Source organism: Terrisporobacter othiniensis (genome assembly GCF_000808015.1).
Classification (GTDB): Bacteria; Bacillota; Clostridia; order Peptostreptococcales; family Peptostreptococcaceae; genus Terrisporobacter; species Terrisporobacter muris.
Window position 1 is genome coordinate 1 of record NZ_JWHR01000134.1, and the last position, 13,266, is coordinate 13,266.

Genomic DNA, 13,266 nt, shown 5'->3' on the forward strand with positions numbered 1-13,266 from the left:
TTATTATGTTTATTATATTTTGAAAAATTACAGTATATTAAAAAAAATAAAGTGAATTGCAAAATTAAGGATAAAATACTTTGATTTTTAATGAATTATGCAAGAAATAAAATTCATGATGCAAAAATAGAAAAATAATACTATAATTAAATTAAATTAAAAACATTAATAAACTGATAAATAGAGAAAAGTAATAGAAATTTAATTTTGTGTTATTTAATAAAATTGAAAAAAATGAAACTAATTATTCAAAAATGTCTTAGTTGTAAATATATCTGTAAAAGGGGGTCTAAGTATGTGTGTACTAGATAAGATAAAGGAAAAAGAAATAAGAATTGTTGATACAACTCTTAGAGATGGGGAACAAACTGCAGGAGTTGCTTTTGCAAATCATGAAAAGGTAACTATAGCACAAACTTTGAGTGATATGGGAGTTGATCAATTAGAAGTTGGAATACCTACCATGGGAGGAGATGAAAAAGCAACAATAAAAGCAATATGTAAAAGAGATTTGAAATCAAGTATTATGGCTTGGAATAGAGCTGTTATTACTGATATAGAGCAATCTATAGATTGTGGAGTAGATGCAGTAGCTATATCTTTATCTGTTTCAGATATTCATATTGAGCATAAGCTTAAAAAATCAAGACAGTGGGTTCTTGAAAATATGTATAATGCAGTAACTTATGCAAAAAAGAATGGATTATATATATCTGTTAATGGAGAAGATGCATCTAGAGCAGATTCAGACTTTTTGATTGAATTTATAAATCTAGCAAAAGAGGCAGGGGCAGATAGATTTAGATATTGTGACACTGTGGGGGTAATGGAACCTTTTACATTAAGAGAAACTATAGAAAAAATATATAAGGCTACTAATTTTGATATAGAAATGCATACACATAATGATTTTGGTATGGCAACAGCAAATGCTATAGCAGGAATTGTAGGCGGAGCAAATCATATAGGAGTAACAGTTAATGGTCTAGGTGAAAGAGCAGGAAATGCTGCCCTAGAGGAAGTTATAATGGCTCTAAAATTTGTTTATGGATATGAAACTGATATTGATACTACAAAATTTAGAGAAATATCAAAATATGTATCTAAAGCTTCAGGAAGAGAGCTACCTATTTGGAAGGCAATCGTTGGAACAAATATGTTTAGACATGAATCTGGAATACATGCCGATGGAGCAATAAAAAATCCTAAAAACTATGAAGCCTTTGACCCAAGAGAAGTTGGATTAGAACGACAAATTGTTATAGGAAAACACTCTGGAAAGGCTGCAATAATTAATAAATTTAAAGAATATGAAATAGAACTTACTACAGTTGAAGCAGATGCCATGTTAGAGCTTGTTAGACAAACATCTGTTAGAATTAAGAGAAATTTATTTGATAAAGAATTAGTTGAAATATATAAAGATTTAAAAAATAATAGAAGTGTTATTTAAGAGTAACAAATTTTGGGTAAGATTGCTGACTAAAATTATATGGTGCCCACGCTTGCATAGCGGCTTAAAGTGTCAACTAGAATATATGGTTGACGACATGCTTCCTAATTTTGGCGCCATGAGGTGTTTTTCTAACATGTGGATCAGGTAAATTGAATTTTATTAGTGAATATGGGAGGATATACAGTGGGAGATAATTTAACGTATAAAATATTGAAAAAACACTTAGTTGAAGGTGAATTAAAAGAGGGTAATTTTGTATCTATAAAAATAGATCAAACTTTAACACAAGATTCAACAGGAACAATGGCATACTTGCAATTAGAAGCTATGGATATAGATAAAGTGAAAACTAAAAGAAGTGTAGCTTTTGTTGATCATAACATGTTACAACAAGGATTTGAAAATGCAGATGACCATAAATACATTCAAACTGTGGCAAAAAAACATGGCATATATTTTTCTAAACCAGGCAATGGAATATGTCATCAAGTTTTCTTAGAAAGATTCTCAACACCAGGAGATACTTTACTTGGGTCAGATAGCCATACGCCAACTGCTGGTGGTGTTGGTATGATTGCCATAGGAGCTGGTGGGCTTGATGTTGCCCTAGCAATGGCTGGAAATGCTTATAGTATTAAAGCTCCAAAAGTTGTAAAAGTCAATCTAATTGGAAAACTTCCATATATGACATCATCAAAAGATATTATTTTAGAAGTTTTAAGAAAATGCACAGTAAAAGGTGGAGTAGGAAAAGTATTTGAATACTGTGGAGAAGGTGTAAAAAATCTATCGGTACCACAAAGAGCTACCATAACTAATATGGGAGCTGAGTTAGGTGCTACAACTTCAATTTTCCCAAGTGATGAAAAAACTTTAGAGTTTTTCAAAGCACAAGGAAGAGAAGAAGATTATATAGAACTTAAACCTGATGAAGATGCTGTATATGATGAAGAAATTACTATAAATTTAAGTGAATTAGAGCCATTAACAGCCATGCCACACTCACCAGATAAAGTGAAGAAGATTAAAGAAGTAGGAAAAATTAAAGTGGATCAAGTGGCAATAGGAAGTTGCACAAACTCATCTTTTGAAGATTTAATGAAAGTAGCCCAAATTTTAAAAGGAAACAAAGTTCATGAAGATGTAAGTTTAGTTATTGCACCAGGTTCTAGACAAGTAATGGAAATGTTATCTAGAAATGGAGCGTTGGGAGATATAATAAGTTCTGGAGCTAGAATTTTAGAAAATTCATGTGGACCATGTATAGGTATGGGACAATCTCCTGGAACAAATAGTGTATCACTTAGAACTTTTAATAGAAACTTTTATGGAAGAAGTGGAACTCTATCGGCTGATATATATTTAGTTAGTCCAGAAGTAGCAGCAGTATCAGCTATTAAAGGAGAACTTACAGATCCGAGGGAAATGAAAATTGATTTTGAAACTTTAGATATTAACAAGTTTATAATAGATGACTCTATGATAATTAGTCCTGTGGAAAATACGCAGGATGTTCAGGTAGTTAGAGGACCGAACATAAAACCTTTCCCACTAAACACTGAACTAGAGGAAGCTGTAAGTGGTAAGGTAGTATTAAAAGTAGAAGACAATATAACAACAGACCATATTATGCCATCTAATGCAAAATTATTACCATATAGAAGTAATATACCTTATTTATCAAATTACTGTTTTAGTACTATAGATGAAGATTTTCCTAAAAGAGCAATAGATAATAAGGGTGGATTCATAGTTGGGGGAGATAATTACGGTCAAGGTTCATCAAGAGAGCATGCAGCCCTAGCTCCACTATATTTAGGAATAAAAGGAGTACTAGTAAAAAGTTTTGCAAGAATTCATAAAGCCAATTTAATAAATAGTGGAATAATACCAATGGTATTTGAAAGTAATGAGGACTATGAAAAAATAAATTTAAGTGATAATTTAGAAGTTTGTGATTTATATGATGGTTTAAAAGAAGGTAGAGTGAAAATAATAAATCACAGTAAAAATGAAAGCTTTTATGCAAAGGTAGAATTATCACCTAAAGAGGTAGAAGTTGTAAAAGCTGGTGGAAAATTAAACTACAGCAAGAATATACTTGAAACTTGCTAAATGACGGTTTGAAGTAAAGGTGGGTTATATGAATGAGGAGATGATAAAATGTATAAGGTAACTTTAATACCAGGAGATGGAATAGGACCAGAAGTTACAAGTGCCATGGTAAAAGTAGTAGAAGCATCAGGAGCAGATATAGATTGGGAAATAGTAGAAGCTGGTGAGGCTCTAATTGAAAAATATAATACTGCCATACCAGATTATGTTATAGATTCTATTAAAAAAAATAAAATAGCAATAAAAGGACCAATCACTACTCCTATAGGTAAGGGATTTAAAAGTGTAAATGTAACTTTAAGACAAAATCTAGATTTGTATGTAAACTTAAGACCTATAAAAAGTTTTAAAGGCATAAAATCAAGATACGAAGAGGTGGATTTAGTAATAGTTCGAGAAAATACGGAAGATTTGTATGCAGGTATTGAACATAAAATAGGAGACTATGGTGCAGAAAGTATAAAATTAATAACAAAACCTGCTTGTGAGAGAGTTTGTAAATTTGCATTCGAATATGCAAAAGATAATAATAGACAAAAGGTTACAGGAGTTCATAAAGCAAATATAATGAAGCTTAGTGATGGATTATTTTTAAATACTTTTAAAGAAGTGGGAGAACAGTATGATATTAATTTTGATGACTTAATTGTAGATGCTGCTGCTATGAATCTTGTATTAAATCCAGAAAACTACGATGTGATGGTAATGCCTAATTTATATGGAGATATATTATCAGATTTATGCTCAGGTTTAGTTGGAGGATTAGGAATAATTCCAGGTGCTAACATAGGTAAAGACTGTGCAGTATTTGAAGCAGTACATGGTTCTGCACCACAAATTGCAGGTAAAAACATAGCTAATCCTACCGCTATAATTCAGTCAGCTGTCATGATGTTAAGATATCTGGGGGAATATAAATGCGCCAATAAGATAGAAAGCGCATTGGAGCAAGTTTTCTTAAAAGGAGAAAAGCTAACTGTAGATTTAGGTGGAAATGCTAGTACAGACGAATTTACTGAGGAAATAATTAAATATTTATAGTACCATATAAAAATTCTTTCATAAAATATGGAAGAATTTTTATTTTTATAGAGAAATTTATTATAAGTCAAATTATTAGGGGGTGTAAAATGAAGTTAACAGTTTTGGTGGACAATAATACTATTATTGATGAGTATTATGTAGGTGAGCCAGGTCTTTCTTTTTATATTGAGGATGGAAATAAAAAGATACTATTTGATTTAGGATACTCAAATGTATTTATTGATAATATGAAAAAAATGAACATAAGTAGTTCAGAGGTAGATGTTTTGGTTATTTCTCATGGGCATGATGATCATGTGGGAGGAATAAAATACCTAGCAAATAAAAAGTTAAATCCAAATTTAAAAATAATAGGACATACTTTAGTATTTAATAAAAAAGTAAAGAATAATCAGTGCATATCATCACCTTTAGAAATAAATGAAATAAAACATATGGGAGAAGTATACTTAAGTAAAGAACCTATTAAAATCAGTGAAAATATTTATTTCTTAGGAGAAATACCAAGTATCATAGATTTTGAACCTAGGTACTCTATTGGAGAAATAGAAAGAGATAATAAGTATGAGGAAGATTTTATTTATGATGACACGGCCTTAGTTTACAAAAGTAAAGAAGGGCTATTTATCATTGCTGGATGTTCTCACAGTGGAATTTGTAACATAGTAGAACATGCTAAGAAAGTATGTAATGATAATAGAATTATAGGTATAATAGGTGGAACTCATCTACGTGAATGTAATGAAAGAGTGGAGAAGACTTTAAAGTATTTTAAAAATAATAATATTAAAAATTTATATCTATGTCACTGTACATCTTTTGAAGCAAAAAGCTATATAAATACAAGTATTCCTATGAAAGAAGTGGGAGTAGGTTTGAAAGTTGAAATTGACTAATATGAAAATATAATTTATATTATTAAGGATTATGTGTAAATAAAATCTACATATAATCCTTTTATAAATTCTAACTTATTTAAAATAAAATGTTTCGCAGACATGTGACTAAATAAAATGGAATTTCAAAATTAATAAAATAGGAGTAAATATGTATGAAAGAAAAATACTACGATAAATTATTAAATATAAATACAATAGGTAATCAAAACTGGAAGAATGCATCAATTCATAATCATCCTTATGAGCCAACCTTATATATGGCATTAGAAGAATTGTTTAAAAATTATAATTTAAGCAAAAATGATCACATAGTAGACTTTGGTTGCGGAATGGGAAGGCTAATTTTTTATATTAACTATTATTTCAAATCTTATGTGACTGGTGTGGAAATTAATGAGAGATATTACGAAGAAGCCTTAATAAACAAAATAAATTATGTGAAGAAAAATAAAAAATCAGAAGATAAGATAAATTTTGAATGTAATTTAGCTCAACAGTATGAAATTTCTACATTAGATAATAAGTTTTATTTCTTTAATCCTTTTTCTATTCAGATTTTTTCAAAAGTGATTAATAATATATTAGAGTCTTATGAAGAAAATATGAGAGATATGGATGTAATTATGTATTACCCATCTGCAGAATATCTAGATTTTCTAGATTATAAAACGCCTTTTATTTTAAATAAGGAAGTATACTTAAAAGATTTATACGAAAAAGATGATAAAGAAAAATTTGTTATATATAGTTTAAACTGCTAAAGTTATAATATAGAAGTTTATATAAATAATATATTTATTTGAGCAAGTCATCTTCTTGTCATATGGAGTTCGTCAACTATATAGTGGATTGAACAAAGTAAATTTTGAGGGGGAGTTATGGGAAAAGAATCAAGGTTTAGATTTATTTTTCGAAGTATATTACTAATAGTATTTATTATTTTATTTATAATGGACAAAAATAAAATAGTAAATATATTAAACTACAATATAATGTATAATATTAAAATATATCACCTAATATGGCTATACTTAATGATAGAAACACTATTAGTGATTATTCCATACACAAATAGTCACTCTTATAATGGAAAGTTATTTTTAAAACATTATATACCATCAGATAACTATGACAGAGAAAAGTTAGATAAATATATAAAGAGAAATAATAAACATGCTAGAAGTGTATTTGTAGCATGGATAGTTTTAAATGTGGTATTATTTATGATTTACTTCAATTATAATTTAAGCACAGCATATATATATTTAGTTTTTATGATTTATTACTGGGCTGATATGTTTTGTGTTAATGTGTGGTGTCCTTTTCATAAATTATTCTTTAAAAGCAAATGTTGCAATGAATGTAGAATATATAACTGGGATCATGTTATGTTTTGTACACCATTTTTGCTTATAAAAAGCTTTTGGACTTATAGTTTATTTGCACTATCATTGTTTGCATTTTTACAATGGGAATACATGATAAGAAAACACCCAGAGCGATTTGCACCAATATCAAATAAAAAACTACAATGCAAAGGTTGTAATTATAATTGTAGATTTAATAAAATGAAACATTTAAAAAGTAAAAATTATATTAGTAAAAAAGAGGTTTAAAATGAGTACAAAAAAGACAGCATTAATTACAGGGTCTTCAAGAGGAATAGGAAGAGAAATTGCAAGACTATTTGCAAAAAATAATTATAATGTGGTTATAAATTATAATAATTCAGAAGAAGAAGCAAAGAAACTGCTTGATGAGCTTACAAATGATGGATGCTCTGTTAAAATATTTAAGGCAGACATATCAAATGTAAATGAGGCAAATGCTTTAGTCAACTTCACAATTGGTAATTTTGAAAAAATAGATGTATTAGTTAATAATACAGGTATTAGTAGGTTTAATCTATTCACAGACATAAGTTATGATGAGTGGCATGAAGTTATGAATGTTAATTTAAACTCAGTGTTTTATGTAACACAGAAAGCTTTACAATACATGTTATCAGAACATAGTGGAAAAATAATAAATATATCATCTATATGGGGAATGGTTGGAGCAGCAAACGAAGTTCACTATTCCACGTCAAAGGCTGCACTTATTGGAATGAGCAAGGCTCTAGCTAAAGAACTTGGTCCATCAAACATACAAGTAAATGTTATAGCACCAGGTGTTATAGAGACAGATATGTTAAAAGAAGTGGATGATGATACTATAGAAATGTTAAAATATGAAACTCCACTTATGAGAATTGGAAAACCTATAGATATAGCAAGATGTGCACTATTTTTAGCCAGTGAAGGAGGAGACTTTATTACAGGACAAGTAATAAGTTCAAATGGAGGATTTGTAATAAATTAAATCATTGCTCAAAATTAACAACTAAGGAGATATAAAAATGACAGATTTTATAAACAAAGAAAGAATATTTGCAAATGCTACTAAGTTAGCAGAAATTTTACTAGAAAGTGAAAGTTATGCTGATTTTTACGAAAGATTAAGTAAAAGAGATATTGAATATAATGAAAACAAGACTTATGAAGTTGCACCTAGTGGATTTATTGATTTTAACCATGATTTATACGAAGATATAAACCATATGAACTCTATAAGTACAGGTCTATATTTGGAGAAATCTTTTGTTACATTTAATATATTTATATGGACATCTAGAGGAGAAGGATTTGCTATATTTAAGCATATTCTTCGCGGAGAGGAAATCAATAAGTTAAAAAGTATTGAAGATGTGAAAGAATACTTGTTTATTCATTTAAGTGAGTTGGAACAAGGCCTAATGAAGACATATGGTAAAGATTTGGAGGAGTCTCTGAAGGACTTTGGTGATGGAATTGAGGCTAAGAGATTACCACTACCTAGTATTTTAGGGTGTATGAGCATAGAAAATAACCTACAGGATTTGAGATAAATTTTAAAATATAACAAATAAAAGCTTTTTCACTGTAAATAGTGGAAGAGCTTTTTTAATTGTAAAGATTTCAATACTCATTAACTATGATGAGAAATAAATTAAGAATTGGGCATTATAATACCATTGAATTTGTGAAAATAATAAGATAAGCAAGGAATAATATAATATGTGGAGGTAGATGCGGTTTGAAAATACTAAGTATGGTATGTGTCACAATCATCATTGTAAATATAACTGGTTTTGTAGTAGGATATTATTTTTCTAAACGTATAACAAACCCTAAAACTACTAGCTATGAAGAACACTATAATAACGAAAAAACTTTTCATCCAGATGTAATAAAAACATACGAAGAAATAGAAAAAGAAGAAGTAAGTATTGACTCCGTATATGGATATAAATTACATGGAATATTTTTTCCTAACAAAACCGTTGATAAAGTTGTAATACTATCACATGGAATTACGGCAAATTTGTGGGATATGTTAAAGTATGGATTTCTATATATACCAAGGGGATTTAGTATACTGGCTTATGACCATAGATATCACGGGCTAAGCGGTGGTAAAAACACATCGCTAGGATATTATGAAAAAGATGATTTAAAATCTTGGATAGATTGGATAAGAAATAAGTATGGTAAAAATACAAAAATAGGTATTCATGGAGAATCTATGGGATCTGCCATAGTAGTAGAGTATTTAGGTGTTTATGATGATGTAGAATTTGCAGTAGATAACTGTGGGTTTACTAGTTTCGTAGAGGAAGCTAAATTTTTACTAAAGAAATATTGTCATATAAAATTAAATATGTTACAAAGTTTTGTTATATTTTTTACAAGTAAAATTACAAAATTAAGATGTGGATGGAGTTTTAATCAGGTTGAACCTATAAGGGCTATAAAAAATGTAAAAACACCAATGCTGTTTATACACGGAGACTGTGATAATATTGTACCATGTGAGATGTGCAAGGCTATATTTTATGCCAAGCAATATGGAATAAGGGATAAGTTTGAAGTAAAGGATGCTGATCATACAGATGCTTTAGATAAGGATAAAAATGGTTATATTAATCATTTAAATAAATTTTTAGATTTAGTAGGTATGTAGGCTAGATGATAGTGTGTATATGTAGGATTTGAAAGGGCATAAGTCTACAATAGATAAAACATGTATTAAAAAGCTGGTGTACTTTATTAGTGATTTATTCAGAATAAAATAAAAAACTCAGCTTAGCAAAATCTAAGCTGAGTTTTTTTTATAAGTTTATCAGATACAAATATTCCTACTAATCCACCTACTATATTTAAAATAACATCATTAATACTAGCTACTTTACCTGGGTCCAAGAACAAAGCAATTTGTACAACAGCTATCATTAAAACGCATATTATCAAAGTATCTTTTGTGCTTCCTTCAAAACAGTAAAAAGTAAAGAAACCTAAGGGTACAAATAATAAAGCTTTTGCCCATAAAGTATAAGTATTAAGTGTTAATATCATCAATATGGATAGAACAAACCCTAATAAAAATAGCTCTTTTACAATGCCAGTATTTTTGTGCTTTATATTTATTGAAATCCTTGAAAAAAGGTACATAAATATCAGTATAAATATAATTGATAAATCTAATGATAATAAACCTTTCATACTAAATCCTTTCTGCAAATACAATTAAAGATATATCCATTATAACAAATATTCTACAATTATAGCAAATAAAGTCATACCTATTCACATATAATACAGACTATATTAAAAAACTTTAATAAAGTATATAAGTTTTTAAGCAAAATGGATATAAAATAAAATAATAACTAAAAAAGCTGTGAGATATAATAAAAAACATATCTCACAGCTTTTTTGCAACACAGTTGACTAAATCACCAGTAAAATAATTTCAGAGCAAGTACTTAAAAATCATCTCTTAACTAGAATAAAAACTCAACCATGGTAGATACACCATATTCTTTACAAATAGATTTAATACCTTCACTAATTTCATCTCGAGAGTAATCATTTTTCTCCAAATAATCATCACCAAAATCATTAAGGTATAAATAGAAAGATATGGCCATTTCAAACTGTCTCATATCAGAAGTATTTATCTCATCAAATAACATATCTTCAGCCTCATTAATTTTGCCACTATTCACAAGTTCCAATAACTTTACATATAGAAAATCTACCTTTGAATATTCATTATTCTCAGGAAGTTCATATTCTATATCATTTTTACCAAGTACTATAAAAGCTATAGACTTTGCTAAATCATTAATCATTCTCAAAATAAAATCTTTATCTAGTTTCATGAATTTCACTCCTAATTTAATATGTATAAGTATTATTGTTCCAACTTTAACTAAAATTGTATCACAATAAATAAATTCATTCAAATTTAAAGAAAATTAAATAATATGTGGTAAAAATTGATAAATGTAATTTGAGAATACTATATCTAAATATAAGAAAAAATAAAATTAAATAAAAATTAAGGAGAAAACTATGAGAGTAAGATTAGGATATGTGGCAATAGCACTAAATTTAAAAAATGTTACGTCCTCAAGTACAGTGACTTTTGCTAATTACAATAAATTAAAAAGTGAAGAAGAAAGGTTGAGAAAACTAAAAAAAGTTACATTTTCTAATTTAGAGGACTTAGAAACTATTTTAAAATACAACATAGAAAACAATATTCATTTTTATAGATTAACTTCAAAATTAATACCTTTAACAACTCATCCAGAAGTAGTATGGGCATATGAAAAGTATTTTAGTAAGGAACTAAATAGAATAGGAAGGATAATTAAAGATTCTAATATGAGACTAGATGCTCACCCAGATCAATTTAATGTGATAAATAGTGTTAAAGAAAAGGTGGTAGAAGATACCATAAGAAACCTTAACCATGCAGTAGATCTATTTGAACTTATGAATTATGATGAGGGTAAGTTAGTAATTCATACAGGTAGTTCTGTAGGAGGAAAGGAAGATAGTATACTTAGATTTATTTCAAACTATAAAACTTTCCCAAGTAGGATAAAAGAAAGGTTAATACTAGAAAATGACGATAAGGTTTTTACGGCTAAAGATGTACTTAGAGTCTGCGAAGAAATAGAAGTTCCCATGGTTGTAGATATACATCATCACAATTGTAAAAATGATGGGGAGAATATGAGAGATTTACTTCCGCATATATTTTCCACATGGGATAAGGAAATACTGCCACCTAAGATTCATTTTTCCAGTCCGAGGGAAGGCAATCTAGATAGAAAACATGCTGATTATATAGATGTTAATGATTTTGCAAGTTTCTTAGATTTAGCAAAAGAAAGTGTAAATATAGATTTTGATGTAATGATAGAAGCTAAGAAGAAAGATCAAGCCCTTTTTAAGCTAATTAAAGATTTGAATAAAATAAATTATGATTGTAAATTTATAGATAACAGTACTATAGAAATATAATAAAAATTCCTAGTAGGATATAATATAAATACATTATAAAAACAGAAAAACCGTAAAACACTACCTATAAAGATATTACTCTTTTTGTAGGTAGTGTTTTAAATATAAAATTAATTTAAAAGCCAAGGCTTTTAAAAATTCCTTTCGCTCAAGCCACTGCGTGGTCGCTCCAGTCATAGCGTCAACGAGATGCCTTTGCTCACGCTTCAGGCAACTCCGTTACTAAAAAATCCTATTAAGGTTGTAGCATTCATCTTCCATTAAGTTTTCAAAAACCATTTTTATTTTCTCAATTTCTTGAAGGGTTATCATTTTTTCTTCTAAATATATACTTTGTTCAAGAATTTCCAATGATGCAAATATTTCATTAAAATAACCATGATTTATTAATTTGTACCATACATTCTTTTCTTTCTCTAATTTCATTTTAGTATCCTTTAAAATATAAGAAGCTTGCTCCCATTTATCTTCTTTTATATTTTCTTCTAAAACGTTGATTTCATTTATATAATTATATGAAAAATCATTTATTTTTTGATGATTAAATAATCCTACTATGATAAAGATTATGGTCCATGTAATCACAAAAAAAGAAGATTTCATAAAGCAACACCTCACTCATATTTTTTTTGAATAAATATTTTGTCATATTCATCTAACACACAAATAAGCACATCTTTTAAATTATCTATGTGATGAGATTTTAGAATGTTCAATAACCATGTTTCATCTTCGTTGATTAGTTTCAAATTATTTTTAATGATCTTACCATCTTGTATCAATGATATAGGAAGATGGTTATATTCTCTACTTGGAGTGGTGTTGTAAGTTGTTGTTGGAACAACACTTAAACCACCGTCTGTTTCTAATAAAGCGTATTGAACATATTTGATATTAAAATATCCTTGAATACGAAGTTGTTCTAAAAGTTCATCAATAGTTATTTTTTCTTTTCTCAGGATATTGTAATCTATTTTGCCTTTGTTAATTAGAATAGATGGTTTTCCAGATACAATTCTACTTACTAATCTTGCTTTAATTCCTAAGATAGAAATTAATGTTTGCATAAATACTAACCCTGTTAGGGCAGCTATTCCGTATATCATGGGAATATCATTGTTCTCCATGGGTGTGGAAGCTACTTCAGCTATCAGTAAAGTTATAACTAAATCAAAACAATTCATCTCAGCTATTTCACCTTTACCCATAATTCTTAATGAAATTAATACGGCAATATATAGTATTATACTTCTAATAAATACTACTAACATGTTTTCTCCCTCCTTGAGCAATATCATAATTTAGTATTTCTAAATTTTAATCCTTTATGTATAATTTATATATACAGAATAAAATC

14 protein-coding genes are annotated in these 13,266 nt (G+C 28.4%); 10 read left to right on the forward strand and 4 right to left on the reverse strand.

Going from position 1 to position 13,266, the window contains the following annotated elements:
• Nucleotides 1–295: 295 nt before the first annotated feature.
• The 9 genes from nifV to QX51_RS16770 all read left to right on the forward strand — a co-directional run bounded on the left by nifV (nt 296) and on the right by QX51_RS16770 (nt 9,555).
• Entirely contained in the window at nt 296–1,453 is a 1,158-nt protein-coding gene (nifV, locus tag QX51_RS16730) for a homocitrate synthase (RefSeq protein WP_039681044.1), read from the forward strand.
• A 186-nt stretch (nt 1,454–1,639) separates the two neighbouring features.
• Nucleotides 1,640–3,571 carry an aconitate hydratase gene (locus tag QX51_RS16735; RefSeq protein WP_039681045.1) on the forward strand — a complete coding sequence of 644 codons (1,932 nt, stop codon included), beginning with the start codon at nt 1,640–1,642 and terminating at the stop codon, nt 3,569–3,571.
• A 48-nt stretch (nt 3,572–3,619) separates the two neighbouring features.
• On the forward strand, nt 3,620–4,612 hold the full coding sequence (locus tag QX51_RS16740; RefSeq protein ID WP_039681046.1) for an isocitrate/isopropylmalate dehydrogenase family protein: 993 nt from the start codon (nt 3,620–3,622) through the stop codon (nt 4,610–4,612).
• A gap of 89 nt (nt 4,613–4,701) precedes the next feature.
• On the forward strand, nt 4,702–5,511 hold the full coding sequence (locus QX51_RS16745; protein ID WP_039681047.1) for an MBL fold metallo-hydrolase: 810 nt from the start codon (nt 4,702–4,704) through the stop codon (nt 5,509–5,511).
• Between the two features lie 155 nt (nt 5,512–5,666).
• Nucleotides 5,667–6,275, forward strand: coding sequence for a class I SAM-dependent methyltransferase (locus tag QX51_RS16750; RefSeq protein ID WP_039681048.1), 609 nt, complete (start codon nt 5,667–5,669; stop codon nt 6,273–6,275).
• A gap of 117 nt (nt 6,276–6,392) precedes the next feature.
• Entirely contained in the window at nt 6,393–7,130 is a 738-nt protein-coding gene (locus tag QX51_RS16755; protein ID WP_039681049.1) for a hypothetical protein, read from the forward strand.
• Between the two features lies 1 nt (nt 7,131).
• Nucleotides 7,132–7,875: an elongation factor P 5-aminopentanone reductase gene (gene ymfI, locus QX51_RS16760; protein ID WP_039681050.1), complete on the forward strand. Its 744-nt coding sequence runs from the start codon at nt 7,132–7,134 to the stop codon at nt 7,873–7,875.
• Nucleotides 7,876–7,912: 37 nt separating this feature from the next.
• The gene (locus tag QX51_RS16765; RefSeq protein WP_039681051.1) at nt 7,913–8,440 is read left to right on the forward strand and encodes a hypothetical protein; all 528 of its coding nucleotides are present in this window, start codon (nt 7,913–7,915) and stop codon (nt 8,438–8,440) included.
• A gap of 188 nt (nt 8,441–8,628) precedes the next feature.
• Entirely contained in the window at nt 8,629–9,555 is a 927-nt protein-coding gene (locus tag QX51_RS16770; protein WP_039681052.1) for an alpha/beta hydrolase, read from the forward strand.
• A 122-nt stretch (nt 9,556–9,677) separates the two neighbouring features.
• Here the strand turns inward: QX51_RS16770 and QX51_RS16775 are convergent, their stop codons facing one another.
• Entirely contained in the window at nt 9,678–10,094 is a 417-nt protein-coding gene (locus QX51_RS16775; protein ID WP_039681053.1) for a VanZ family protein, read from the reverse strand.
• Between the two features lie 281 nt (nt 10,095–10,375).
• Nucleotides 10,376–10,756 (reverse strand): DUF6483 family protein, encoded by a 381-nt coding sequence (locus QX51_RS16780; RefSeq protein ID WP_039681054.1) that lies wholly within the window; start codon nt 10,754–10,756, stop codon nt 10,376–10,378.
• Between the two features lie 193 nt (nt 10,757–10,949).
• Here QX51_RS16780 and uvsE point away from each other — a divergent pair, with 193 nt between their 5' ends.
• Nucleotides 10,950–11,909 carry a UV DNA damage repair endonuclease UvsE gene (uvsE, locus tag QX51_RS16785; RefSeq protein WP_039681055.1) on the forward strand — a complete coding sequence of 320 codons (960 nt, stop codon included), beginning with the start codon at nt 10,950–10,952 and terminating at the stop codon, nt 11,907–11,909.
• A 222-nt stretch (nt 11,910–12,131) separates the two neighbouring features.
• Here the strand turns inward: uvsE and QX51_RS16790 are convergent, their stop codons facing one another.
• Complete coding sequence (locus QX51_RS16790; protein ID WP_039681056.1) at nt 12,132–12,512, reverse strand: DUF4363 family protein; 381 nt, start codon at nt 12,510–12,512, stop codon at nt 12,132–12,134.
• An 11-nt stretch (nt 12,513–12,523) separates the two neighbouring features.
• The gene (locus QX51_RS16795) at nt 12,524–13,180 is read right to left on the reverse strand and encodes a DUF421 domain-containing protein (RefSeq protein WP_039681057.1); all 657 of its coding nucleotides are present in this window, start codon (nt 13,178–13,180) and stop codon (nt 12,524–12,526) included.
• Between the last annotated feature and the right edge of the window lie 86 nt (nt 13,181–13,266).